Source organism: Candidatus Moranella endobia PCIT (assembly GCF_000219175.1).
Lineage (GTDB): Bacteria > Pseudomonadota > Gammaproteobacteria > Enterobacterales > Enterobacteriaceae > Moranella > Moranella endobia.
In genome coordinates this window covers 431944-457808 of the sequence record NC_015735.1, presented here as the reverse complement: position 1 = coordinate 457808, position 25865 = coordinate 431944, and the positions used below count along the sequence as shown (strand labels likewise).

Genomic DNA, 25865 nt, shown 5'->3' with positions numbered 1-25865 from the left:
TAACTTGGTACAATTAACCGCTATAGTTTGGACACTGAAATGCATGCTAAACAATAAAGATCTATCAACCTGGCAGACCTTCCGTCGCCTATGGCCGATGATCTCACCTTTCAAGATAGGTCTGATTGTTGCGACTATTGCCCTTATACTCAATGCCTCCAGCGATACCTTTATGTTATCGCTATTAAAACCGCTCCTGGATGACGGATTTGGTCAAACTACTAGCACCTACATTCTTGTCTGGATATCGCTGGTGGTGATTGGCCTGATGTTGCTGCGCGGCGTAAGTGGCTTTATTTCCAACTATTGCGTATCCTGGGTCTCGGGTAAAGTGGTGATGGACATGCGCCGCCTGCTGTTCAATCATATTATTGATATGCCAGTATCTTTTTTCGATCAGCAGTCTACAGGTACCTTGCTTTCGCGTATCACCTATGATGCTGAACAGATAGCTGAATCTTCCGCTGACGCGTTGATTACGGTAATTCGTGAAGGGTCATCTATCATCGGGCTGTTCACGATGATGTTCTATCATAATTGGCAACTGTCGCTAATTTTGGTTCTGATCATACCAGTGGTATCTTTGGCTATCCGGCAGGTATCTAAAAGATACCGTCAGATCAGCAAAAAAATGCAAAATACCATGGGGCAGGTTGCAAACAGCGCGGAGCAAATGCTTAAAGGGCATAAGGAAGTACTGATTTTTGGCGGCAAAAAGTTAGAAAAAGAGCATTTTAACAGTGTCAGTAACCACATGCGTCAACAGGAAATGAAAATGGTGGCTACCTCATCGCTCTCCGATCCGCTGATGCAGTTGATCATCTCTCTTGCGCTTGCTTTTGTTCTGTATACTGCCAGTTTACCAGCGGTCATGGAAACCTTGACCGCTGGTACTATTACTGTTGTCTTTTCTTCCATGATGGCCCTGATGCGACCGCTAAAAGCTCTTAATAACGTCAATACCCAGTTCCAACGAGGTATTGCTGCTTGCCAGACGTTATTTTCTATTTTCGATATGGAAATAGAAAAAGATGAGGGTACGGTAGAAGTTGAACGCGTTCAAGGTGAGATCGTCTTTGAACATGTTACCTTTTCCTATACGGGCACAGAGACACCATCGCTACGAGATATCAGCTTAACCATCCCAGCGGGTAATACCGTGGCGCTGGTGGGCCGCTCCGGCTCCGGTAAATCTACTATCGCACATTTGTTAACTCGTTTTTACGATATACAACAAGGCAAAATTCTACTCGATAGGATCGATTTGCGTGCCTATAAGCTAGTATCGCTGCGTAACCAAGTTGCGTTGGTTTCCCAAACCGTGCATTTATTTAATGATACTATCGCTAACAATATCGCTTATGCCCGCCAGGCAAACTATTCTCGTGAGCAGGTCGAAAACGCAGCTCGCATGGCCTACGCAATGGAGTTCATCGAGAACATGAAAATGGGTCTTGACACAGTAATAGGCGAAAACGGTGTCATACTCTCCGGCGGTCAGCGTCAACGCATCGCTATCGCGCGCGCTCTGCTGCGCGATTGCCCAATTCTTATCCTAGATGAAGCAACCTCGGCGCTTGATACTGAATCTGAACGAACAATCCAAAAAGCGCTGGATGCTGTGCAAAAAAATAGGACATCACTGGTGATCGCCCATCGTTTGTCCACAATTGAAAAAGCTGATGAAATTCTAGTGGTTGAGGATGGCAGGATTGTTGAGCGCGGTAATCATGACGAACTGATTGCGGGCCATGGGGTTTACTACCAGTTACACCGTTTACAGGTGGGTAAATGATTACCAGCATTTGGTCCGGTGTATCGCCGATTTCTATTGTATTATTACCATTGTCCTGGCTGTATGGGCTGATAACAGCGATTATTCGCTACATTTATCGACGCGGTTGGCGTACAGTTCATCATTTTCCGTTGCCGATTGTGGTAGTGGGCAATCTAACCGCTGGTGGGAACGGCAAAACACCATTAGTGCTGTGGCTAGTGACAAAATTACAGCAGCGTGGTTGGCAGGTCGGTGTAATAGCGCGTGGCTACGGTGGGCGCTCGGCGCATTACCCGTTGCTGCTAGATGTTAGCAGTACTAGCGAACAGTGCGGTGATGAACCTTTTTTAATTTGGCAGCGCACAGGAGTACCGGTAGCGGTTGCACCCCAGCGCACTGCAGCGGCAGCAGCGCTGCTGCGCGCACAGCCACTGGACGTGGTTATTACTGATGACGGTTTGCAGCATTATGCTTTAGGGCGGGATATAGAGTGGGTAGTCATTGACGGTGAACGTAGATTCGGCAACGGCTGGTTGCTACCAGCAGGTCCTATGCGCGAACGAGCTAAGCGCTTGCGGCAGGTACAGGCGGTCATCGTCAACGGTGGTGATACTCGTTCTGGTGAAGTACCGATGCGCCTGGAAGCCGGTGCTGCTGTACATTTGCTGAGCGGAGAACATCGCGCTATCACAGGCTTAACGCCGATGGTAGCTATGGCCGGGATTGGTAATCCGGCGCGTTTTTTTGCCACTCTCCGCGCGAGAGGCGTGATTCCCGCAAGGGAATTTGCGTTCAGTGATCATCAAGCCTATAGGCAGCACATGCTCGAAAAGTTGGCTACACCTGATGAATATTTGCTCATGACCGAGAAGGACGCAGTAAAATGCTACTCATTTGCGCGCGATAATTGGTGGTATTTACCAGTATACGCGCTTCTACCAGCAGACGCGGAACAATTTTTGCTGATGCAAGTTGAGCAGTCCATCCGGCACTACCAGTCAGAGGCAGAAGGGGGCAAATAAAATATCACTCATAAATTCGCAGCATAATATTTCAACTATAGAATTGCAAATTAGAGAGAATAACCATGATGTTGTTAATCGCTGTAGGGGTAAACTTCTATTTGCTAGCTTTTAAAATTACTATCCATTAACTGATAACTTTGCAAGTTGGATGTGTTGGTTTACTACTAACGGGAAGCTATCTTAATTATGCGGTAGCGCTACTAGTCCGCTTGAACGGATAGTACTTCTCGAACCGCTGCGAGTATTGTGGTATGGATAAAATATCCATGATGTCGCGGTCGGTGATTACAAGTGATGATGATAATATGACGCAAACTTTAAGACAGGATTAAGCATGAAATATCACATTATGCCGGTCACAAAATTTCGCCAAAATTGTTCTTTAGTTTGGTGCGAGCAAGTTGGAGAAGCAGCGCTAGTGGATCCTGGCGGCGACGCAAATTGGTTACGTCAAGAAGTGGCGGCACAAGGGGTGACGGTAAAAGAAATATGGCTTACTCACGGCCATCTTGATCATGTAGGCGCTGCTAACGAATTAGCAGCTTTTTATCATGTACCTATTATAGGTTCTCATCGCGACGATGAAACACTAATGGCTAGTATCCCCGGTCAGTGTCAAATGTTTGGCATAGAACGTATCCAGCCATTGATACCTGATCGATGGTTAACGGATGGCGCCAAGGTTAGTGTTGGTAAGTTATCGTTCGAGGTACTACACTGTCCCGGCCATTCTCCGGGGCATGTGGTGTTCTGGAATAAATTGGCAAAATTCATTTTAATGGGAGACGTGTTGTTTAATGGCAGTATTGGCCGAACTGACCTACCAGGAGGCGATCTTGCTACATTGATGCATTCAATTAATTATCAACTTCTGCCGTTAGCAGATGACATTACTTTTCTACCAGGACATGGTCCAATGTCCACTATTGGCCACGAGCGCCATACTAATCCGTTCTTAGCGCGTAACTAATCCATGTTATGTGTTGTTTGTTGTAGCCGCCGATGAGCCTACGGTGATCTGATGACTGAAGAAGTATGATTGATCTATCTGCGTCACATACAACATATATAATCACGTTAAGTATTACAGCTGCGCCGCTGCCTGGGCGCGAATATCCCGCACCATTGCTTCCAGTCCCTGCGCCCGGAACAAAGTTAAGTGCGTAGTTAGCGCTAGCTTCTCTAAAAATAGCTGTACATCATAGTTAATAATTTCAGCTGGCGTCATCCCTTGATAAAGAATAAACAACACGGCAATCAGACCCTTTACAATGGCTGCATCGCTGTCACCATGCAGTTTGATGTTACCATGATCATCGAACGCCATTAAAATCCATACGCGGCTTTGACAGCCAGCTATAAGATGAGCATGATTGCGTATGCCAACAAACGGTGGTAACTGGCCACCAAGTTCGATGAGATACAAGTATTTTTCTTCCCAATTGTTGCAGCGAGAAAAATTGTGCATAAATATAGCTTTATTAGGTAGCTTCACCATCTTTTCCTACTAGCCTAGCAAACGTTGCACTCTCAACAGACCGGCCAACAGCCGGTCTATATCATACTGGTCTGTGTACATAGCAATAGACGCACGGCACATACTGGCTACCTGAAAATAAGCCATCAGTGGCATGGCGCAATGGTGGCCAGTACGGATAGCGATGCCGTATTGGTCTAGAAAACTGCCAACATCATAGGCATGATGCTGTCCCAAATTAAAAGCGATAACGCCAGTGCGATTATCCGGTCCGTACAGCGTCAGATTCGGCACTTGCTGCAACGCTTCGATCATATAGTGCATCAAATCATGCTCATAGCATTGAATGTTGTCAAGTCCCACCTGCTCAACATATGCTATAGCGGCGCCCAGACCAACCATACCTGCGGTATTAGGAGAACCAGCTTCGAAACGCCAAGGTGCATCGTTAAAGGTGATGCCCTCGGTCAGGCTGACGGTACGAATCATGGAACCACCCACTTCCCATGGCGGCATGGCATCGAGCAGCGCTTTTTTAGCGTAAAGAATACCAATACCAGATGGGCCATATATTTTATGGCCTGAGAATACATAAAAATCGCAGTCTAGTGCCTGCACGTCCACCTTCTGATGCATGATGCCCTGCGCCCCGTCAACTAGCACTACTGCTTCGCTGGCCGCGCGCACCTGAGCAATAATTTCAGGCAGCGGATTACTTGTGCCGAGTACATTGGATATTTGAGTGACGGCGCACAGCCGGGTGCGCTCATCAATCAGCGTTGGCAGTCGGGAAATATCTAGCGTACCGTCGGGCAACACAGGAATGTAGCGCAGCGACAACTGCTTTCCCTCCGTCAGTACTTGCCATGGAACAAGATTGGCATGATGCTCCATCTCGGTGATAACGATATTATCGCCAGGCCCCATGTTATGCTGCCCCCAGCTATTAGCGACCAGATTTATGCCTTCGGTGGAACCTTTTACGAAAACAATTTCGTCTGCCGACGCTGCGTTAATAAAACGCGCCACTTGTTTACGCACGTTTTCCATGCGGGTTGTAACTTCATTGCTTAAAGTATGAATACCCCGGTGTACCGCAGCATATCCGTGGCGATAATAATCAATTTCACAGTTGATAACAGCGTTAGGTTTTTGTGCGCTAGTCGCGCTATCGAGATAGGTAAGCAGACGATTATTCACCTGACGCGCCAGAATAGGAAAATCAGCCCGGATCCGCACAATGGGATAGGTCATGCCATGATCCCCTGCAAAGCAGCTACGATGCGCGTTAGCACCGTGTCACGTACCACATCGTTACAAATCCTGTCGGTAACTTCCGCTGCAAAAGCATAAATGATCATCTGCTTAGCTTCCTTGCGGGCAATACCACGCGAACGGAGATAAAAAATCTGCTCCTCATCAATTCGTCCGACGGTGGCGCCATGGCTGCACTTCACATCATCGGCATAAATTTCAAGTTTGGGTTGGGTAGCTACCTCCGTCATTCGGTCTAGCAGCAGATTATTATTGGTCATTTTACCGTCGGTCTTGAGCGCATTTTTCGCCACTTTAATCAATCCATTGCACACACCCTTACCATGGTCGCGCGCGATTACCTTGTGCAGCTGGCGGCTAAAGCAATGGCCCTGGTTGTGTTCAAGGTAGGTGCGGGTATCGCTGATATCTGCCGCCGAAGGTAGCAACAAACTGTTTATTGCAATATTAGCACCTTCGCCGTTTAGCTGCGCACTAGTTTGATGTCGGGTTAAACCAGCACCTAAAATAAACGTACTACTGCGTACCACAGCAGCTCGGTCAACGCTAATATCGTTATGACCAAAATGGTAGCTAGCGCGACTTTCAAAGGCTAATTTGATATGGCTTAGGTGGGCGTTGGCGTCGACCGCCATTGACATTCGTGCCCCGCTGAAATGACCGTGGGCGTTTATGCTAACAAAATGTTCAATAACCTGACACTGTGAGTTGGCCCCCACCTCAAGATGATGGCGGTAATGCACCGTACTAAGATTGGCTTGATCATCGCTACCCTGACTAAGATGCAGTAAATATAATGGACGTTGCGCCACCATACCAGCTGGTAGGCGGATATTAGTGGTTTCCTGGCTCAGACTTTCGGTTAAATGTAAGAACATATCAGGCTGAATAGGGACAGGCAGTGACCTCCTAGCTGCTCCCTTCTCGACCTCTACTTGCCATATGCCAGTATGGCTATCACTAAGTGTTGGGGCAAAACTGCCATTGATAAAAACTAGACGGCAGGCATCTATCTTCAGACTAAGCTCATCAAGGTCATCGATAGATACCAAACTAGTAGTGGCGGGGGTAAAACTATGAGCAAGTAGCCCGTCAAGCGGGGTGTATTTCCAATGCTCATGTTGACCGTTGGGTAGACCTAGGCGTTCAACATCCTGCCAATGCGCATATTTATCGGTGAATGGTGAACAGTTATGGTCGAAAAAAAGTTGGCGCCACTGTGTAAGTGCGGCAGTATTACTACTAATATTACTACGACTATTGTTGCGTTTATTTAGTAAGCCAGCCATAGCCTTGTTCCTCAATCTTTTTTACCAGAGAAAAATCACCTGATTGTACAATTCGGCCCTGATTCATAACATGGACATAATCGGGTTGAATGTAATCAAGAATACGCTGATAGTGCGTAACAATAATAAAGGAACGTTCGCCATTTTGCAGGGTATTAACCCCATGAGTGACCATTTTCAGCGCATCGATATCTAGACCTGAGTCTGTTTCGTCCAGAATACACAAATCAGGCTCCAACGCGACCATTTGCAGAATATCATTACTTTTTTTCTCACCGCCGGAAAACCCTACGTTGACTGATCTGGTTAGTAGGTCAGCAGGTATGTGCAGCAGTGCAATTTTGGTGTTTATGAAATCAGCAAAATCGAAGCGGTCCAATGGCGACTGCTTGCGGTATTTACGTACGGCATTGACTGCAGTTTGCAGGAAAAACTGATTACTGACACCGGGAATTTCTAACGGATATTGAAAAGCCATGAAAACTCCTTTACCGGCCCGTTCTTCCGGTTCTAGCTCCAGTAAATTGCAGCCTTTGAACAAAACCTGTCCGGATGTTACGTCATAATCTTCACTTCCTGCTAGAGTAGTGGCCAGGGTACTCTTACCGGAACCGTTCGGCCCCATGATGGCATGCACTTCACCTAATTTTACTTCTAGATTCAATCTATTGAGAATAACGTTGTTTTTTACACTGACGTTAAGATCTTTAATCGATAACATGTCTCATTTCTCTTGACCTTGCCTGTAGCAGCAGCCGCAAACAAGGTTCGGCAACTTCAGCCCACGCTGTGTGTAAGGTTAATAGCCAGTAATTTTTGTGCTTCCACCGCAAACTCCAGCGGTAGTTCTGAGAAAACTTCCTTACAAAATCCATTAACTATCAGCGAAATAGCATCATCTTTGCTGATACCGCGCTGTCGGCAGTAAAACAATTGATGTTCGCCGATACGAGAGGTAGTAGCCTCGTGCTCTAACTTAGCGGTGTTATTACGAGCTTCAACAGAAGGAAAAGTGTGTGCACCACATTCGCTACCAATCAGCATAGAATCACATTGGGTAAAGTTACGCGCGTTGGTGGCGTTCGGCATAATCTTCACTAACCCACGATAAGTGTTTTCGCTCTTGCCAGAAGCAATGCCCTTTGAGATAATAGTTGATCGTGTATTCTTGCCGATATGGATCATTTTGGTACCGGTATCCGCCTGCTGGCGGCCGTTGGTAATCGCCACCGAGAAGAATTTTCCTACCGAATGGTTACCACGCAAAATCACGCTCGGGTACTTCCAGGTAATGGCCGAGCCAGTTTCGGACTGCATCCAAGACATTTTAGCGTTTTCACTAGCGCAAAGTGCGCGTTTGGTAACAAAGTTTAGAATCCCGCCTTCGGTCTCACTACCAGCGAACCAGTTTTGTACTGTGGAATACTTAACTTCTGCATCTTTCAGCACAATAACTTCAACCACCGCTGCATGTAGCTGATAGCTGTCGCGCACCGGTGCTGAACATCCCTCAATATAGCTTACATAGCTGCCTTCATCAGCGATAAGGATGGTACGTTCAAACTGGCCAGTTTTGGCAGCATTAATGCGGAAATAGGTTGACAGTTCCATTGGACAGCGTACGCCTTTTGGTACATAAACGAATGTACCGTCGGAAGCAACTGCTAAGTTTAGCGCGGCAAAGAAGTTATCGTTAGCAGGTACCACACTGCCAAGATATTGGCGCACCAGTTCCGGGTGTTTATGAATTGCTTCGCCAAAGGAACAAAAAATAATTCCATGTTCAGCCAGCTTATCGCGATAGGTAGTAGAAACCGACACAGAATCGAAAATAGCATCTACCGCGATATTGTTGCCTTCGCGTACCGGCACACCTAGTTTATTAAAGGTCTTTTCCACTTCATCGGTCAGATAGGATTTCGCCCCGTCCGCTCTGGACCGAGTGGCATCGTACTGTGACCAGCAAGCATCGTCGCCAGCATCGCAGTACGGCGCGGAATAGTAGCTGTAAGCATTATAGTCTATAGGGTGATAATGTGCTTTCAGCCAGTGTGGTTCTTCCATGTTCAACCAGGCGCTATAGGCATTAAGACGCAATTCCAGCATCCACCCAGGTTCAGCGCGTTTCGCAGAGATGGCACGTACTACATCTTCGCTGATGCCGTAAGCCAGTTCTTCCGTTGCTAGTTGGGTAAAGAATCCTTCTTTATAGCGATATTTTTTTTCCCAAATTTTAGTTGCTTCAGTAGCTGCAGTGGTGTCAGTTGTGCTTCTTGCCATGATGCTTGATCACTCCCAGGCTAAAGCTTTCGCCGCACCCACAGGCGTGCTGAGCTTTAGGATTGTTAAATTTAAATACTGAATTTAGTCCTTCCTGAACGTAGTCTAGTTCCGTGCCGTCAAGGAACTGCATTGCCTTCAGCGGGACATACAATCTGGCGCCAGATTGCTCGTAAACTACGTCGTTATTATTATACCGCGTTGCCTTTGCCACCACATAGCTGAAACCAGCGCAGCCAGACTGTTTCACGCTCAACCTTAACCCTAGCATAGATGGGTCATTTCCAACGAGCAGCTTGATCTGCCGGGCGGCGGCATCTGTTAGCGTCAGACCTCGCCAGCTATGCTCCTCCATGGAGCATGTATCAACTTTAATGTCGATCTGCATCAGGTTTACCTCAGGTAGTATGGTTGTGATTGGGAATAATTAACGTTCCATCGTTCATAGATTGGTTTTGTTCAGCAACAATGATAATACTTGCTGCTGGTCGAGCTAAATATATCGATCCAGTTTTGCAAGCTATTATTAACCGACATAGCAACCAACATAGCAATCTTGCTGCTCGTACTTATTTACCAGTTCATAAGAAATCAGGACGTTAATAGAATAGAACAACTTGGGCAGAAACTGCTTCAACAAATAAATCATATATTAAAGTTATTTAATTGGTGTCATTACTACCATTAGTACTAGATATCTTTGTACGGCGATAGAATTCACCGACAACTTGCTCTAATTTACCATCAGCGATAGCCTGGCGTAAAATATTTAGCAAATGCTGATAATAATATAAATTATGTATAGTATTCAGACGAGCACCCAGTATTTCTTTGCAACTGTCAAGATGATGTAAGTACGCGCGGCTATAATTGCGACAGGTGTAACAATCACATTCGGCATCTGGTGGTGCGACATCATCTTTATACCGCGCGTTACGTATTTTCACCACGCCATTGGTCACAAACAGCTGCCCATTGCGGGCATTGCGAGTCGGGATGACGCAGTCGAACATATCGATACCGTGGCGAACGCCCTCTACCAAATCTTCAGGTTTACCAACACCCATCAAATAACGTGGCTTATCCGCCGGAATCTGTGGGCACAGATGTGCCAAAATACGGTGCATATCCGCTTTCGTTTCACCTACTGCCAAGCCACCGATAGCGTAACCATCAAAACCGATTTCTACCAGTTTGTTTATCGATGCATATCGCAACTGTTCGTAAATGCCACCCTGAATAATGCCAAAGAGTGCGTTGGTATTCTCAAGTTCGTCAAAACGCTGACGACTGCGTACTGCCCAGCGCAACGACATTTCCATTGAACGCTTGGCATAATCCCAAGTGGAAGGATAAGGAGTACATTCGTCAAAAATCATGACAATATCGGAACCAAGATCGTACTGAATTTCCATCGATTTTTCCGGACTAAGAAAAATATCGTTGCCGTTAATTAGGTTACGGAAATGCACGCCAGCTTCGGTAATGTTGCGAATGTTGCTTAGGCTGAATACTTGGAACCCGCCAGAATCGGTCAGTATTGGCCCATGCCACTGCATAAAGTTGTGTAAATCTCCGTGCAGTTTAATGACTGCCTGCCCCGGGCGTAGCCAGAGATGAAAAGTATTACCCAGCAGAATCTGCGTCCCAGTTTCGGTTATTTCTGTAGGTGTCATACCTTTAACAGTGCCATAAGTGCCAACTGGCATAAAAGCCGGTGTTTCAACGACGCCCCGGTCAAATACCAACCGTCCGCGACGGGCCTTACTATCAGTGTTCAATAATTGATATTCCACCCATCCTCCAACAACAGAGCAAAATTCTTCGGCAGAAGTTGCAAACACCTTAGTTTTTACCAATTACTAATTCATGTGCGCTATATTAGCAGCAGTGGGGTTACGGGTGATAAACATGGCATCCCCGTAACTAAAAAAACGGTACTCCTGCGCTACCGCTTCACGGTAGGCTGCTACCGTATGGTGATAGCCAGCGAACGCCGATACCAGCATTATCAAGGTTGACTTCGGCAGGTGAAAATTGGTAATAAGTGCATCAATCACGCGAAAATGATAACCGGGATAAATAAATATGCTAGTGTCACCGTAAAACGGCGCAAGCACTTGTTCTCCTGCCGCGGCCGCGGCGCTCTCAAGCGAACGAACTGAAGTGGTGCCAACTGCAACTACGCGTTTGGCGCGCGCCTTACAGGCCAAAACCGCGTTAACTACTTCTTGCGGCACTTCAACATACTCTGAGTGCATTCGATGCTGCTCGATCCTATTAACCCGCACCGGCTGGAAGGTGCCCGCGCCAACATGAAGGGTTACAAAAGCCATTTCAATACCTTTAGCGCGTAGCTTCGCTAGTATCAACTCATCGAAATGCAGACCGGCGGTAGGAGCAGCAACTGCGCCGGGCCGTTCACTGTACACAGTCTGATAACGTGTACTATCCGCGACGTTATCTGGCCTATCAATATAGGGTGGTAAAGGTATATGACCTTTTTCATCCAGTAGCGTTAGCACATCTCGTTGGTCGTTAAAACGCAGTTCATACAGTGAATCATGGCGGGCTACCATAGTGGCGGCGATACTGTTATCATCACCCAATAGTAGCGTAGTACCAACTTTAAGTACCTTGGAAGCGCGTACGTGTGCCAGCACTTGTTTATCATTGATAATTCTTTCAACCATGATTTCAATTTTACCCCCGCTGATTTTGCGGCCAAATAACCGGGCTGGGATCACCCGAGTATTGTTGAAAACCAACAAATCACCAGGAGCCAAGTTATTGATTAAATCGGTAAAAACCTGATGCACCAAAGCGCCCGTCTCACCATCCAGCGACAGCAAACGGCATGCGCTGCGTTCCCTCTGCGGATAGCGGGCAATCAGATGAGCTGGTAATTCAAACAAGAAGTCATCAAGGCGCATAACAACACATAGTTTAAATAAATCTTTCTCATAATGCTACATTCTCCCAATAATAGCTGACATGTTTGTTACGGTCATGCTGTTAGGCAACAAACTAGCCTGGTGTTGTTAATTAATCGCCATCATGGTTGTTAGTAAGGTGGTTAAGTGGGAATGAGTGTCAAACTGGTTCTGCACCGCCAGAATATTGGTAAACACACGTACGTAGATGTAGATGCAGCTTTCAGGCGGCGTATCAGGTTAGGCGATGAGTTAGAGCAGCATAGCTTAGTCGTAGTTGTGCTGTTCTAAACGTTTACGTGGCCTGATAAAAGATCCTTATAAAATAAACATCTCCAGTAAAGAATTGAGAAATAACTGACCTTTTTTTGTTACCTGCCAGTGGCTATCGTTTTCGGTGATATAATTGCCGGCCAGCGCCTGATCTAGCGCCGCGCGCACCACGTGTTCCTCAAGCCCTGTAAAGTTGGTGAATTCTACACGCGGCACCGCTTCCAACAACCGGAAGCGGTTCATGAAATATTCAAACGGTAAATCAGCCGATGCGACCTGATAACGTTTCGCCAGATAGTTACTCTGCATATAACCACGCGGATGTTGAGTTTTTACTGTCCGCACAACCGTACAGTTCGACTGCGTCAGCTTGCCGTGGGCACCGCATCCGATACCAAGATAATCGCCGAAACGCCAATAATTTAGATTGTGGCAGCATTGGAAACCTAGCTGTGCATAGGCTGAGGTTTCATACTGAAAGTAACCAGCTGCCTTGAGCAGCCGGTCGCCGCGTTGGTAGATGTCCCAAAGTACATCATCATCTGGTAGTTCTGGCGGATGTAAGCCAAACAATGTTTTTGGCTCTATAGTTAATTGGTACCAGGAGACATGCGACGGTGCTAGTACGATCGCTTGGGCCAAATCATCAAGTGCTTCTGTAAGTGACTGGCCAGGTAGACCGTGCATCAAATCAAGATTAAAATTGTTTAGACCGAGAGTAGACACCAACTGCGTTGCTAACCTGGCTTCCTCAGCGTCATGGATACGGCCAAGACTAGATAGCTTCTCCAGATTGAAGCTTTGTACGCCAAGAGAAATACGATTGATACCCGCCTGCTGATAAGCCGCAAAACGATCAGTATCGACTGTGCCCGGATTAGCTTCAATGGTAATTTCAGCATCTGGCGCCATAGGTAAGCGCTGGCGCACGCCAGCAAGCAACGATTGCAGGGCGTTGACCGACAGCAAACTCGGTGTGCCACCACCAATGAACAGGGTATTGACGGTTCTACCGTCAGTAAGACAGTAATCTTGTTCCAAGTCCGTCAACATATGATCTACATATTCCTGATGTGGTATATTTCCCTTTATTGCTTGGGTATTGAAATCGCAATAAGGGCATTTTCGCACGCACCATGGAATATGTAGGTATAGACTAAGTGGCGGTAAATTCTGCATCTCTTAAGGTTTCCAACAGCAGCAAGAATGTCATAAATAGACGGCTGGCAGTCGATCATAGGCGATACCAAATGCCAGAGAACAAATCCATACCAAGATAATTTAAGGCGTATAGGATCAGAATCACTACCATCGCCGAAAAGTCGATGCCACCCATGGCAGGCAGAATACAGCGAATAGGATACATGAGCGGTTCGCTTAATTGATAGAATACTACATCCATTGGACTGCGGCCTTGGCTGACCCAACTTAGCAATGAACGAACAATAACCACCCAGAACATCAGTTCACCGGCCGCTTTCATAAAAGCTAGCATACCTACCATCAAGTAAATTATATCAATGATCAGTATGCGTATTTCAATAAGAGTCAGTAGCGGTAATTTTATCATTGCTAAAATTAATGCCAGAAACAGCGATACCGTGTCCAACTGGCCGAAGGCAGGAATAATTCTGCGCAATGGGCCAACAATTGGCTGGGTTATTTTGACGATAAGTTGCGAAAATTGGTTATAGAAATCGCAGTGCGTCCATTGCATCCAAAGTCGTAGCAGCAGCACCATAATATAAATATCGATTAGCGTTTTTACAAAAAACGTCAATGTCAGCATAATAATTCAAGGTCCTTAATTAGGTTAATAAGCATTACATCAGTGATATTCATCATCACGATGATCACAAGATGATCAATACATATGCCTAGAGTATGCCGCACCAATTATCGACGTTACCTCATAGTAGCGTAGGCTTAGGAGTCAAAAACGGTAATTAACCCGGTGCAAATATGAATTAACCAGCGTACTTCCGAAAACGGAAGTGTATTAATGTCTTAAATTTAGGCTAACTGCATGCGACTAGTATTTTTGGCACCAATTGCCTTTCAGGCAACCAACCAGAATCTGTTCTTAACCCATCATTAACCTAAAACCAGCGGTTAAATTTTAATCTTTAGTTTATTCGCTAGTTCTAGTTCTGTTTCTGGTGCCTAGTTAGGCTAACCAGCAAGCCTTAACGGTAGCTACCCAGATGCAGGATCGTGTTTTGCTAGCAAAAACTACCAGCGTAGCGGGGGTGATGTTGTACTACCGTCCTGCAGGTGGACGAGACGACTATGAACATGGTTGACCATAATTTGCTCGGCGATATATCGCTGCGCCAAATAGGCTATAATAAATGATCTTTGCCTTGTTCCTAGATCTAAGAATGGTTATTATATCCATAACAGTAAGAGCTCGAAAGTTAGTATGGTTATTTTTTTTAATTCGTTCCTCCGATAATAATATGTAGGAATGTAGGATATGGTAATTATCAGGTGTAACCATGAAATGGTTAATGAGTAATGATTACAGTACTATTTGCTATAGATAGTATGCGCTGTGCAACAGCAGTTACCGTCATCTACCGTCATATTTCGCCAAAAGATCGGTCAATTACCTACCCCCTATCGTCTATCAAGATTGTGATGTGTTAAGACGCATAATAGTGACCCATACGGAGGTAGATTGGTTAACTTGTTGGGCGCGCCATGTGCGCTGAAAAATTGACGAACTAGTTGATGTCTGGCTGGAGCCTGAAGTTAGCTTCGGCGTTAATAGCAATATTAGTTGGCAGTGATAGAATGAAAAACGTAGGTATACCACTCAAGCTTATAAGCTTGCTGGCCGATGGTGAGTTTCATTCCGGAGCCAAATTAAGCGCGCTGTTTGGAATGAGTTTTGCGGAGATTAACAAATATATTCAAACAGTGCGCGAGTGGGGAGTAGAGGTCCTTACAATTACAGTACCTAAGACAGGCTACCGTTTACATGAGCCGCTGCAGTTATTGGATGAAACTGCGATCTGGGCGCGCTTACCTTATGGTCGGCTCGTGGTTATATCGGTGATTAATTCCACCAATCAGTATTTAATCGATCGTATTGGCATATTAGAACCTGGCGACGTCTGTACGGCAGAATATCAGACACAGGGACGTGGCCGGCGCGGCCGAAAGTGGCTATCGCCATTCGGCAAAAATATTTATTTGTCCATATATTGGCGTTTTGAGCAGGGGCAGTCAGCGACTAGCGGACTGAGCATCATGGTTGGTATTGTCATCGCAGAGATGTTGCAACGCTTAGGTTTCGAAGGAGTACGCGTCAAATGGCCAAATGATATTTATCTTAACAATAGCAAACTAGCAGGGATACTGTTAGAAATTACCGGTCAGGTTGGTAACGTCATCCATTTTGTGATCGGCGTCGGTATGAACCTTAATATGCCCGGTTCTGCTAGTGATATGATCGATCAGGATTGGATTAACCTGCAGGAAGTTGGCATCACCATCGATCGCAATGCGCTAGTTGCAGAATTGATCAATACGTTGCGTCAGACGCTACAGCAATTCGAGCGTGATGGGTTCGCGCCATTTGTTAATCGCTGGCAGTCGTTGGATAACTTCTATAATTGTCCCGTAAAATTAATCATTGGCAATCAGGAAATTAGGGGTATTTCGAGCGGCATTAACACCAATGGAGCCTTATTGTTGGAGCAGGACGGAGAATACCATGCGTATTCTGACGGCGATATATCGCTGCGTCTAGCGTCATAGGTACCCACTATTACTTACTACCAGGCCAACTAATTTCATCTCCGATCGTACAAACAAGTTAGCTTGTGGGTTATTTTATCTGGATTGAGCGTAATGTCGAAATTTTGGCAGTTGGTTCATCCAGCAATAGCAGTCCCGGGGTTATGAATACCAGCGCTTCAAAACCGAGCTATAGCTCGAGCGAAAATTTTCAAACGTCAAATAAAATAATAGATCTATCTACCTCTACTGCTAATCTAGCTAGATATTAAGTTGGAAATAACGCCCACTGCGGCGTTGTTGGCAGGGAAAAACGCGACGGATACTCTACTGCCACCAGGTAAAGTCCCTTAGCCTGTGCAGTGGCGCCAGCCTGCGTTCGGTCACGACAAAACAGTAGTTCAGCGATCCAACTTTCTGGCCGTTTACCACATCCTACCTCCAACAAACTTCCTACAATATTACGCACCATATGATGAACAAAAGCATTTGCTTTTATATCCACCATTACATAGTTCCCCTGGCGTTTGACGTGCAAATGATGTACGTTACGCCAGGGGCTGCGTGATTGGCATTTAAGGGATCGAAAAGAGGTAAAATTGTTCTCCCCCCATAAACATTGACTGGAGCGCGCCATCAACGTCGCATCCAGTGTGCGACCATAGTGAGCTAACCCGTGTGCTACTAATGCTGGCCGCAGGCGATGGTTATAAATAACATAGTAGTAACATCTGGTGGTGGCGCTGAAACGCGCGTGAAACTCTTTTGCCACCGGTACCACCCAACGTACGGTAATATCTGCTGGCAGGTTGGCGTTGACGCCAAGTGTCCAGGCCGATTCCGGCCGGCGCACCCAGGTTTCAAAATGGACCACCTGGCCTGTAGCGTGTACGCCGGCATCAGTACGACCGGCACCGTGGACTATCACTGGCGCGTTGGCCACTATCGACAACGCGCGCTCAAGGCAAGCCTGCACGCTCGGCGCTTCCGGCTGGCGTTGCCAGCCGGAATAAGCACTGCCGTTATACTCAATACCTAGTGCTAGCTTCATTTTAAAGACCATACTTCATGGCGGCGGAACTGGCTCGAAAGCCAATTTGCCGCAGAGTATCCGCGCTGGTTTCATCGTCGGTCTCCACGCATAGTGATGACCATTCTCTACGCTGAGAATAATGTCTACGCAATTGATCAAAGGCACCAAATCGGCCAGAAACTTGACGCAGCTGCCGGTCATCACGCCGCAAATCATAGACTAGATGCGCTAACCGGCGCAGCGCTTCTTCGTCAATAGCGCCGCGCAGACGGATACTTTCCACCGCTGGCGGTGGCAATAGTTCTGCTAAACTCGCATAAGCGTCGTTGCCGATAAAAGCACTGTAAGCGTTAAAGACCTGCGTAGTACCGCGCGCTTTGCCTTCCAGCGTATAACCAGCAATATGAGCAGTACCGATATCAACTCTCGCCAGGAGCGCTAACAACAGCGCCGGTTCCTTACCAGCCAACAATACCGACGATTTTGTCGCGCAGAGCGAAACCATCCCGCTGAGCTAGCCACAGCAGCGCGGAAAAACATACTCCACCACTGCGATAGCATTACCGCCTGGTGCAGCAGCAAAACTAATCCCGGCCTGTGCTAGCCAATTTTTATCAACATGATCAGTACCAGCTGTGGCAGTACCCACAAATTTTACCCGGCTTCCGGCTAGGAGGGCGCGTTCGACGTGGGTCACAGACCGCACTATTAGTGCGTCCGCCAACGATAGCGCTGGCGTGCTAATATCTCTACCTGCAACAGCCTGCACGTCGCCCAAACGACCAAATAACTCCTGAGCATAGGGCATATTCTCATCTACCAGGATTTTCACATCATACTCCAGAAGACATATTACTTACCATGATTAGTTAAAAGGTCAAACAACACATATTGTGCCACTAAAACAAATTTATTGTCTCCAGGACCAGCATACATGCCATTTCATCCATTAATTACTGGGTACTACTGGGTAATCAAATTGTTCAAAAAATTTATTCATAACGTTGATGTGTTAGCCTGCCTGAAAAGCAGATTATTGTTGACAGTAGCCAAACATATCAACGGCATAACGATCGTTATGCCGTTAAATATTTAGTGGCAGCACTAACAAATAGTTCTCTGTATTCTATTCGATGGCCAGAGCAGTATAGCAGTTGGTTATCTATGTCAATATTAACAGCTTGATTAGCAACTAAAGTTATATTATGTATCGCGATATTCAAATAATCAGACATCGATATTTTACTAACAGTGATAGCACTTAACTTCACCACACTTATGATTTATGGACTTTTCTCCAATCTCCAAGCGATGAAGCGGAGTATGGTATGTGGTTAATATTTATAATAACCACGTAGTATCGGAACATTTCAGGCTATCTGTTTAACCTGGTTTAACCTGTGCGGTTAACTGCTGGTGTTGTTTACCTTCACTAGTTATTTACTACTGCAGGCGTACGGCGCAGCTACGCAGGGAGACAGCAATAAAAAAACAGCGTCAGTCGTCAGTAAAGTGCTTCCTAGCCGGCCTGGCCGCGTTTAGCACGTTTACGTTCGTTTTCAGACAGATAACGTTTTCGTAAACGGATAGATTTGGGTGTGACTTCCACCAATTCATCATCATCGATGAATTCTAGTGCTTGCTCCAAAGACATTTGGATAGCCGGTATCAAAGTAGTTGCTTCGTCGGTACCGGAAGCGCGCATGTTAGTAAGCTTCTTACCGGTTAGACAGTTAACAGTCAGATCATTGGAGCGGGTATGAATGCCGATAATCTGGCCTACATAGACTTCTGCCCCGTGGCTCAGTAACAGACGACCGCGGTCCTGCAGGCTATACAGGGCATACGCAACCGCCTTGCCCTGGCCATTAGATATCAGCACGCCGTTCTGACGCTGGCCGAGTTCCCCATAACGCACATTGTCGTAGTGGCTGAAGGTGGAATATAACAGACCGGTACCAGATGTCATGGTAAGGAAATTGGTACGAAAACCAATTAGCCCACGACTTGGAATGACATAATCTAGACGTACACGGCCTGTACTGTCTGGTAACATGTCACGTATCTCGCCTTTGCGGATACCAATGGCTTCCATGACCGGCCCCTGATGCTGCTCTTCAATATCCATCGTTACCAACTCAAAAGGTTCCTGCTTCACGCCTTCAACGGTGCGAAAAATTACTTTTGGCCGGGAAACTGCCAGCTCGAACCCTTCACGACGCATGTTCTCGATCAGCACCGATAAGTGTAGCTCTCCACGACCAGAAACGAGAAAGTTATCATTATCTGCGGTTTCTTCCACACGTAGTGCCACATTATGCACTAGTTCTTTCTGCAAACGGGCTAGAATTTGGCGGGACGTGACGTATTTACCTTCTTTACCGCAGAAGGGTGAGGTATTGACACCGAACAACATAGATACAGTCGGTTCATCCACCTTTAGTGGCGGCAGTGATTCTACTTTAGCCGGATCGCAAATAGTATCTGAAATATTCAACTCGCCCAACCCGGTGATCGCAATGATATCTCCTGCTTCTGCCAATTTGTATTCGATACGCTGCAGGCCTATATGGCCAAGAATCTGACCAACTTTACCATGGCGTGGTTTACCTGCTATGTCCACTATGGTCACGTTCTGGTTTGGTTTGACCGAGCCGCTGTTTATGCGGCCGACTCCGATAACGCCAACATAGTTGTTGTAATCCAGCTGAGAAATCTGCATTTGGAATGGGCCATTAACATCAACCTTTGGTGCATCGATGTGTTTCACAATGGCTTCAAAAAGCGGTGTCATGTCGTCGGCCATCTCTTCATATTCTAGACCTGCGATACCATTAAGCGCTGATGTGTAAACAATAGGAAAATTAAGCTGATCGTCGGTAGCACCTAAATTGACAAACAGATCGAAGACCTGATCAACCACCCAGTCTATACGCACGCCGTGGCGGTCAACTTTGTTAATGACCACGATAGGTTTTAGGCCATAGCTGAACGATTTCTGCGTCACGAAACGGGTTTGGGGCATCGGACCATCCCTGGCATCGACTAGCAGCAATACTGAGTCAACCATCGACATCACGCGTTCAACTTCACCACCGAAGTCTGCATGTCCCGGGGTATCGACAATATTAATACGGTAATCGCGCCAGTTGATTGCAGTATTTTTAGCTAAAATGGTAATACCACGCTCTTTCTCCAAATCATTGGAGTCCATAATGCGTTCACTGGCATCTGTGCAGTCACTAAGCGTACCAGATTGGCGTAATAATTGATCAACCAAGGTAGTTTTACCATGGTCTACGTGTGCCACAATGGCGATGTTACGCAAATTTTCGATCACAACTTTGCCTCAAAATTCAACATAGCGAGCCACCACAGTAGTCAAGATAGTAAACAACAGCTATTATCTATTGTTATTAGCGTGCCTATTATGGTGCATAATTCCATCCTGCCTGCCCAACTCAAATGCACTCAAATAGAGTTCCAAATTTAACAGGCTCTTAGACTAAATGAGTATCCATATCCCTAAGTGCAAAAAAATATGCTTAGTTCCAGATCCATTATTATGATACATCCATCCAATCGCATTGGCAAACGCGTGTCGTCTAGCCATCGCTGCCAGCGATAGCTAGACGACATGGCCCAGGTTCGTTCAAGGCATAAAGTTTCACTCTGAACTAGCCCTGTAAATTAACAGGAGAAAGATCGCACAACATATCAATTTAATTACCGTGAAATTTCGATCCCATTCTCTATACTCGACCGAAGTAGGTCGCTTGCATACCTTCACTGATCTCCTTCAATTGTCTAAAACTAAACAGTATTTCGCAACTGCCATAGTCCTTTTAGGCACTATGGCAGTTGCGAAATACTGTAACATGATCGACGTATCTTCTATCGGCTTATGTTGAAGAGCAAAAATGAGCGAAGCGATACACAAAAGACGTTCTAGCTGGTTATTGTTTGCAGGGCTGACGATCGGCAAGCGAAAACGCCAGTGACAGGGCCAAAGCAGCGGCACCCCAGTGGGAGTCAGCATGTCAGCTAAGATATGGCTTAAATAACCTATAATCATGGCATGAAGAGCATCAATAGGAATAAACCTTTGTGGCGGTAGGGTGAACAAAATAATACTAGCGATGCTAGCAAGCAAGCTATGGGTAAAACCACGATGGCCGCACAACCGAGCAATAGGAGTAGATAACCAGGCTAGGCGCTGACCCAACAGCGATTTCGGATGGTCTATATCTGGTAGCAGGCAGGTAATTAATCCACCAGTAATGATATGCCACCAATCACCCTTGGCCAGGATAGGCGTTAGGGCAATTTTTTTGGCAAAAATAGTACTAGCAAAGGCAAAGATAAAATGTCCTTCAGCGTTCATAGACTGCATAATTATTGGTAAATCTACCTGAATACAAGTTTTCTGTTGGTTGCTCACTTTAACTTGCTGGCTACTAGCTGGCTCAGCTGCTACGTATGAGTGACCAATATAAGTTAACGTCGATTCTTTACTGTGCACCTAAATTTCTAATTTATCTTAGAGTAGATTTTCGCGTGCTTAATCGATAAGTTATATCATGTGATTGTGGACAATTTGTTAAAACCGTGTTCTTTTGAACACGCAGCTAATAGCGCACATGTTAATCAGTCAGTTATAGTTTGTTAGCTGGCGCAGCATGATAACCTCTGGCTGGTTTACTACCTCAGCAGCAAACATTTTTTAGCGCCGGTAAACGCTACATGCGGCACGGCAAGCCGGCGACTCAACTTGTGGTGATGTTATGAACAAAAAGTACAGCCTAGAAACGGATAAATGGGCAGCTTTCTTTGATCTGCTAAGTGCTCGTGGCACATGTTACCAGAAAAGCTACCATTACGTACGGCATCGGCAATCAGCTAAAATTGCGATTTCACTCACTGTGCGGTTATAGCTACAGGAGGCTATAACCGCACTTGACAATGGTTGTTTACAGCCAGCAATAATCATGTGCGCTATTCTCTTCTCTAGTGAGATCGAGCAGCAAAACTAGATACTAGGATACTAGATATCTATGTCACCTCACCACAGGCTTTAAGGTAGAACGCGACAGCGAGAATGTATGATAAAGGAGCCTACTTATGTTAACGTAGCATAGTCGAGAAAACATGGATAAGAGCCCAATGCTGTTAAGCAGCAATATCCGATGCAAGCATGTTGGATGAATTATTAACTACATACAATCAGTAGGTACTGTCATGTCGATTAAGCTGGTACTAGTTCTTAACTGTGGCAGTTCATCTTTGAAATTCGCCATTATTGATGTAGCCAATAATGGTAAAGAACATCTATCTGGTCTCGCTGAGTTTAATCAATCAGAAGCGCGCATCAAATGGAAGATAGATGGTGACAAGCAAGACGCAGCGTTGATGGCCGGTAACACACACAGTGAAGCACTGCACTTTATCGTTAACAATATTTTGGCAAAAAACCATGAATGGTCAGGGCAATTAATTGCCATCGGTCATCGCATCGTACATGGCGGCGAACGTTTTACTCAGTCAGCTATTATCAATGATGACATCATAACAGGTATAGAGGATGCTATCCCTTTTGCGCCCCTGCATAATCTGGCGCATCTTGTCGGTATTCGCGCAACCTTAAAAGCGTTTCCGCAGCTGGCAGAAAAAAACGTAGCGGTTTTTGATACTGCTTTCCATCAGACCATGCCGGAAGAATCGTATCTTTATGCCCTGCCCTATTATTTATATCAAGAACATGCGATCCGCCGCTACGGCGCCCACGGCACTAGCCACTTTTATGTCAGCCGCGAAGCGGCCAAGATGCTTAACAAGTCAGTTGACCAACTCAATGTTATCACCTGTCATTTAGGCAACGGTAGCTCCGTGTCCGCTATTCGCAATGGTCAGTGCGTAGATACGTCCATGGGGCTGACCCCGCTTGAAGGTTTAGTGATGGGAACCCGTAGTGGCGATCTTGATCCAGCTATCATTTTCCATTTACACGAAGCTTTAGGCCTGTCCGTTGCCCGCATAAAGACCATATTGACCAAAGAGTCCGGGCTGTTGGGACTGACCGGAGTTACCAGCGACTGTCGCTATATTGAAGAGAATTACCGCGATCAAGCCGCTGCTCGCCGTGCCATGGATGTTTACTGCCATCGTCTAGCAAAATACATCGGATCCTATAGTGCTCTGATGGATGGAAAATTGGATGCGGTTATTTTTACCGGTGGCATTGGTGAAAACGCTGCGATGGTACGCGAGCTATCGCTGAAAAAACTGGCGCTGCTCGGTTTTGATTTGGATCCTGAACGTAACCTGGCGGCGCGTTTTGGCCATGCTGGCGTCATTACCACTGACGCCAGCCGGCCGGCAATCGTTATCCCAACTAACGAGGAGTTGGTTATCGCCCAGGAAGCGGCGCGTTTAACCGCGTAATTATTCTCGATTACCTCATCGGCGGTGTCCGGTGGTGGCATTTTTGCCTGAATAGCAATCTGTTAATTTTAAATAGAAAGAGATTTAGCCGTGTCCCGTATAATAATGTTGATCCCCATCGGTCCCAGCGTTGGTCTAACCAGCGTCATACTTGGTTTGATCCGAGCTATGAAGCAACAAGGTGTCAGCCTAAGTTTTTTTAAACCAATCGAACAGCCAGGCGGCGATCAGTATACATTCAATGTCACCACAACCAGTAGTATGATCAGCGCGAATTCCTCCGTACAACCTCTTGCCATGAGCTATGTTGAATCCCTGCTTGGCTCTAATCAGCAAGACGTCCTTATGGAAGAAATAATCGCCAATTTTTATGCAAATACGAAAGATTCCGAAGTCGTGCTAGTAGAAGGTCTAGTGCCCACTAACAAACATCAGTTGGCCACGGTGCTCAACGATAAAATTGCTCGCATGCTGAACGCCGAAATCGTCTTCTTGCTCTCACAGGGTAAAGACTCACTCACCCAACTAAAAGAACGCATAGAGCTTGTACGCTTAGGATTCGGGGGCAGCAAAAATAAAAACATAACTGGCGTTATCATCAATAAATGGAACGCCCCGGTGGATAATAACCAATGTTGCGCTTGTATGGACCTATTTAAAGTTTTTGACAATGCCAGCACCAGCAAAGCCAACGTAACCAAATTAGACCAAAGTTTGCTAATTCAAACAAGCCCGGTGCCGGTGCTAGGCTGCATACCATGGAATGTTGATCTTATTGCACCTAGAGCTATCGACATGGTCAGACACTTAAGTGCCACTATTATCAACGAAGGTGAAATGCAGACACGCCGCGTAACATCCATCACATTTGGTGGTGCTATGGGTCTGCCAAGCATGTTAGAGCAATTACGCTCTGGCTCACTGCTGGTAATCTCTGTTGCACGTCACGACGTGCTGGTTGCGGCCTGCCTCAAAGCGATGGACGGTGTTGAAATTGGTGCGGTGCTACTGACCGACGGAGATGACTTTGATCCACGCATGCAGAATTTATGCGCCCGAGCCTTCCAGACCGGTCTGCCGGTATTTATCGTACAAACTAACACCTGGCATACTGCTCTTCGCCTGCAACGTTTCCGCCTGGCAGTGCCGGCTGACGACCACAGCCGGCTGGAACAAGTGTGCAACTATGTTGCTGGCTATATAGATAATCTTTGGCTTCAATACCGGCCCGCTAAAGCAGAACTGCCGCGTCGCCGCCTATCACCACCAGCGTTCCGCTATCAGTTGACTGAACTTGCGCGCCAGGCGTGTAAAAGGATCGTGCTGCCGGAAGGCGACGAGCCACGTACCTTAAATGCGGCAGCCATTTGTGCCGAACGCGGCATTGCTCATTGCGTCCTAATAGGTAACCATGATGAGATTAGTCGTGTGGCTTCGATACAAGGAGTGACGCTTGGTAACGGCATCGAAATTATAGATCCAGCAGTAACGCGTGATAAGTATATCGCCCGCCTAGTAGAGCTACGCAACACGAAAGGTATGACAGAAAGAGTGGCGCGCGAACAGTTAGAAGATAACTTGGTGCTTGGTACGCTGATGTTGGAGCAGGGCGAAGTGGACGGTCTAGTTTCAGGTGCGGTACATACGACAGCAGAAACCATCCGCCCGCCGTTACAATTAATCAAGACGGCACCGGGCAACTCACTGGTATCATCAGTGTTCTTTATGTTATTGCCTGAACAAGTATTAGTTTACGGTGACTGCGCCATCAACCCTAATCCTACCCCAGAACAGCTAGCGGAAATTGCCATTCAGTCGGCTGACTCAGCCTCAGCCTTTGGTATTGAGCCGCTGGTTGCTATGATCTCTTATTCTACGGGTAATTCTAGTGCCGGTAGCGCTGTAGATAAGGTGCGTGAAGCTACCTATCTGGCGCAGAAAAAACGCCCAGACCTGCTCCTTGACGGACCGCTGCAGTATGATGCCGCAATTATGGCAGATGTTGCTCTGTTGAAAGCGCCCAACTCACCGGTAGCTGGTAAAGCAACGGTCTTTATTTTCCCAGATTTAAACACCGGCAATACCACCTATAAAGCTGTACAACGTTCGGCAGAACTGATTTCCATCGGCCCAATGCTGCAAGGAATGCGCAAGCCGGTCAATGACCTGTCGCGTGGTGCGCTAGTGGATGATATTGTCTATACTATCGCATTGACCGCCATACAAGCGACACAAGCGGAACGCTCATTTACCAATACCAAGACATGATGCTAGAAACTAACAAGTTTACAGTAAGGTTTTTTTATCTTTTGCGAGTG

20 protein-coding genes and 1 pseudogene are annotated in these 25865 nt (G+C 46.3%); 7 read left to right on the top strand and 14 right to left on the bottom strand.

The genetic code is table 11. The features are described from left to right. The first annotated feature begins 43 nt into the window (after positions 1-43). The 3 genes from msbA to MEPCIT_RS01930 all read left to right on the top strand — a co-directional run bounded on the left by msbA (position 44) and on the right by MEPCIT_RS01930 (position 3772). Positions 44-1795: a lipid A ABC transporter ATP-binding protein/permease MsbA gene (gene msbA, locus MEPCIT_RS01940; RefSeq protein ID WP_013975759.1), complete on the top strand. Its 1752-nt coding sequence runs from the start codon at positions 44-46 to the stop codon at positions 1793-1795. After that, positions 1792-2799 carry a tetraacyldisaccharide 4'-kinase gene (gene lpxK / locus MEPCIT_RS01935; protein WP_013975758.1) on the top strand — a complete coding sequence of 336 codons (1008 nt, stop codon included), beginning with the start codon at positions 1792-1794 and terminating at the stop codon, positions 2797-2799. Before msbA ends, lpxK begins: the two co-directional genes overlap by 4 nt. A gap of 337 nt (positions 2800-3136) precedes the next feature. After that, positions 3137-3772: an MBL fold metallo-hydrolase gene (locus MEPCIT_RS01930; protein ID WP_013975757.1), complete on the top strand. Its 636-nt coding sequence runs from the start codon at positions 3137-3139 to the stop codon at positions 3770-3772. 114 nt (positions 3773-3886) lie between these two features. Here MEPCIT_RS01930 and sufE read toward each other — a convergent pair whose 3' ends face one another. The 8 genes from sufE to queA all read right to left on the bottom strand — a co-directional run bounded on the left by sufE (position 3887) and on the right by queA (position 12056). Continuing rightward, positions 3887-4300, bottom strand: coding sequence for a cysteine desulfuration protein SufE (gene sufE / locus MEPCIT_RS01925; RefSeq protein WP_013975756.1), 414 nt, complete (start codon positions 4298-4300; stop codon positions 3887-3889). A 9-nt stretch (positions 4301-4309) separates the two neighbouring features. Further along, complete coding sequence (sufS, locus tag MEPCIT_RS01920) at positions 4310-5533, bottom strand: cysteine desulfurase SufS (RefSeq protein ID WP_013975755.1); 1224 nt, start codon at positions 5531-5533, stop codon at positions 4310-4312. Continuing rightward, the gene (gene sufD, locus MEPCIT_RS01915) at positions 5530-6843 is read right to left on the bottom strand and encodes a Fe-S cluster assembly protein SufD (protein WP_013975754.1); all 1314 of its coding nucleotides are present in this window, start codon (positions 6841-6843) and stop codon (positions 5530-5532) included. Before sufD ends, sufS begins: the two co-directional genes overlap by 4 nt. Continuing rightward, on the bottom strand, positions 6824-7564 hold the full coding sequence (gene sufC / locus MEPCIT_RS01910) for a Fe-S cluster assembly ATPase SufC (RefSeq protein ID WP_013975753.1): 741 nt from the start codon (positions 7562-7564) through the stop codon (positions 6824-6826). The genes sufD and sufC overlap by 20 nt, the downstream gene beginning before the upstream one ends. A gap of 56 nt (positions 7565-7620) precedes the next feature. Next, positions 7621-9123 (bottom strand): Fe-S cluster assembly protein SufB, encoded by a 1503-nt coding sequence (gene sufB, locus MEPCIT_RS01905; protein ID WP_013975752.1) that lies wholly within the window; start codon positions 9121-9123, stop codon positions 7621-7623. Next, a complete protein-coding gene (sufA, locus tag MEPCIT_RS01900; RefSeq protein WP_013975751.1) occupies positions 9104-9511 on the bottom strand; it encodes a Fe-S cluster assembly scaffold SufA in 408 nt (135 codons plus the stop codon). Before sufA ends, sufB begins: the two co-directional genes overlap by 20 nt. 274 nt (positions 9512-9785) lie before the next feature. Next, positions 9786-10919 (bottom strand): tRNA guanosine(34) transglycosylase Tgt, encoded by a 1134-nt coding sequence (gene tgt, locus MEPCIT_RS01895; protein ID WP_013975750.1) that lies wholly within the window; start codon positions 10917-10919, stop codon positions 9786-9788. A 66-nt stretch (positions 10920-10985) separates the two neighbouring features. Then, positions 10986-12056, bottom strand: coding sequence for a tRNA preQ1(34) S-adenosylmethionine ribosyltransferase-isomerase QueA (gene queA / locus MEPCIT_RS01890; RefSeq protein ID WP_013975749.1), 1071 nt, complete (start codon positions 12054-12056; stop codon positions 10986-10988). Positions 12057-12203: 147 nt separating this feature from the next. Here queA and MEPCIT_RS02480 point away from each other — a divergent pair, with 147 nt between their 5' ends. After that, positions 12204-12347, top strand: coding sequence for a hypothetical protein (locus MEPCIT_RS02480; RefSeq protein ID WP_158305768.1), 144 nt, complete (start codon positions 12204-12206; stop codon positions 12345-12347). 27 nt (positions 12348-12374) lie between these two features. Here the strand turns inward: MEPCIT_RS02480 and hemW are convergent, their stop codons facing one another. Together hemW and MEPCIT_RS01880 are read right to left on the bottom strand one after the other, a co-directional pair. Beyond that, positions 12375-13508 (bottom strand): radical SAM family heme chaperone HemW, encoded by a 1134-nt coding sequence (gene hemW / locus MEPCIT_RS01885; protein WP_013975748.1) that lies wholly within the window; start codon positions 13506-13508, stop codon positions 12375-12377. A gap of 55 nt (positions 13509-13563) precedes the next feature. After that, positions 13564-14118: a YggT family protein gene (locus MEPCIT_RS01880; protein WP_013975747.1), complete on the bottom strand. Its 555-nt coding sequence runs from the start codon at positions 14116-14118 to the stop codon at positions 13564-13566. Positions 14119-15125: 1007 nt separating this feature from the next. On the opposite strand from MEPCIT_RS01880, the gene birA reads away from it, so the two are divergent. Then, complete coding sequence (birA, locus tag MEPCIT_RS01875; RefSeq protein WP_015580509.1) at positions 15126-16094, top strand: bifunctional biotin--[acetyl-CoA-carboxylase] ligase/biotin operon repressor BirA; 969 nt, start codon at positions 15126-15128, stop codon at positions 16092-16094. 247 nt (positions 16095-16341) lie between these two features. On the opposite strand, the gene truA is transcribed toward birA, so the two are convergent. The 4 genes and pseudogenes from truA to MEPCIT_RS01855 all read right to left on the bottom strand — a co-directional run bounded on the left by truA (position 16342) and on the right by MEPCIT_RS01855 (position 21490). Further along, positions 16342-17136, bottom strand: a complete 795-nt coding sequence (gene truA / locus MEPCIT_RS01870) for a tRNA pseudouridine(38-40) synthase TruA (protein WP_013975745.1) — start codon at positions 17134-17136, stop codon at positions 16342-16344. Next, positions 17126-17938 (bottom strand): annotated as a pseudogene (locus MEPCIT_RS01865) (DUF3410 domain-containing protein). Before MEPCIT_RS01865 ends, truA begins: the two are co-directional and overlap by 11 nt. 687 nt (positions 17939-18625) lie before the next feature. Beyond that, complete coding sequence (typA, locus tag MEPCIT_RS01860; protein ID WP_013975744.1) at positions 18626-20446, bottom strand: translational GTPase TypA; 1821 nt, start codon at positions 20444-20446, stop codon at positions 18626-18628. A gap of 459 nt (positions 20447-20905) precedes the next feature. Then, positions 20906-21490 carry a metal-dependent hydrolase gene (locus tag MEPCIT_RS01855; protein WP_015580508.1) on the bottom strand — a complete coding sequence of 195 codons (585 nt, stop codon included), beginning with the start codon at positions 21488-21490 and terminating at the stop codon, positions 20906-20908. Positions 21491-22344: 854 nt separating this feature from the next. Here MEPCIT_RS01855 and MEPCIT_RS01850 point away from each other — a divergent pair. Further along, positions 22345-23547, top strand: coding sequence for an acetate kinase (locus tag MEPCIT_RS01850; protein ID WP_013975742.1), 1203 nt, complete (start codon positions 22345-22347; stop codon positions 23545-23547). 90 nt (positions 23548-23637) lie between these two features. After that, positions 23638-25815 (top strand): phosphate acetyltransferase, encoded by a 2178-nt coding sequence (gene pta / locus MEPCIT_RS01845; RefSeq protein ID WP_015580506.1) that lies wholly within the window; start codon positions 23638-23640, stop codon positions 25813-25815. Positions 25816-25865: the final 50 nt, after the last annotated feature.

Bases quoted from the DNA above. Each gene is read 5' to 3' on its own strand.
- MEPCIT_RS01850 (WP_013975742.1), top strand. From the start codon at position 22,345: ATGTCGATTAAGCTGGTACTAGTTCTTAACTGTGGCAGTTCATCTTTG.
- sufE (WP_013975756.1), bottom strand. From the start codon at position 4,300: ATGGTGAAGCTACCTAATAAAGCTATATTTATGCACAATTTTTCTCGC.
- sufS (WP_013975755.1), bottom strand. From the start codon at position 5,533: ATGACCTATCCCATTGTGCGGATCCGGGCTGATTTTCCTATTCTGGCG.
- MEPCIT_RS01855 (WP_015580508.1), bottom strand. From the start codon at position 21,490: ATGAACGCTGAAGGACATTTTATCTTTGCCTTTGCTAGTACTATTTTT.
- sufB (WP_013975752.1), bottom strand. From the start codon at position 9,123: ATGGCAAGAAGCACAACTGACACCACTGCAGCTACTGAAGCAACTAAA.
- sufA (WP_013975751.1), bottom strand. From the start codon at position 9,511: ATGCAGATCGACATTAAAGTTGATACATGCTCCATGGAGGAGCATAGC.
- MEPCIT_RS01880 (WP_013975747.1), bottom strand. From the start codon at position 14,118: ATGCTGACATTGACGTTTTTTGTAAAAACGCTAATCGATATTTATATT.
- queA (WP_013975749.1), bottom strand. From the start codon at position 12,056: ATGCGCCTTGATGACTTCTTGTTTGAATTACCAGCTCATCTGATTGCC.
- msbA (WP_013975759.1), top strand. From the start codon at position 44: ATGCTAAACAATAAAGATCTATCAACCTGGCAGACCTTCCGTCGCCTA.
- hemW (WP_013975748.1), bottom strand. From the start codon at position 13,508: ATGCAGAATTTACCGCCACTTAGTCTATACCTACATATTCCATGGTGC.
- MEPCIT_RS01930 (WP_013975757.1), top strand. From the start codon at position 3,137: ATGAAATATCACATTATGCCGGTCACAAAATTTCGCCAAAATTGTTCT.
- lpxK (WP_013975758.1), top strand. From the start codon at position 1,792: ATGATTACCAGCATTTGGTCCGGTGTATCGCCGATTTCTATTGTATTA.
- truA (WP_013975745.1), bottom strand. From the start codon at position 17,136: ATGGTCTTTAAAATGAAGCTAGCACTAGGTATTGAGTATAACGGCAGT.
- birA (WP_015580509.1), top strand. From the start codon at position 15,126: ATGAAAAACGTAGGTATACCACTCAAGCTTATAAGCTTGCTGGCCGAT.
- sufD (WP_013975754.1), bottom strand. From the start codon at position 6,843: ATGGCTGGCTTACTAAATAAACGCAACAATAGTCGTAGTAATATTAGT.
- sufC (WP_013975753.1), bottom strand. From the start codon at position 7,564: ATGTTATCGATTAAAGATCTTAACGTCAGTGTAAAAAACAACGTTATT.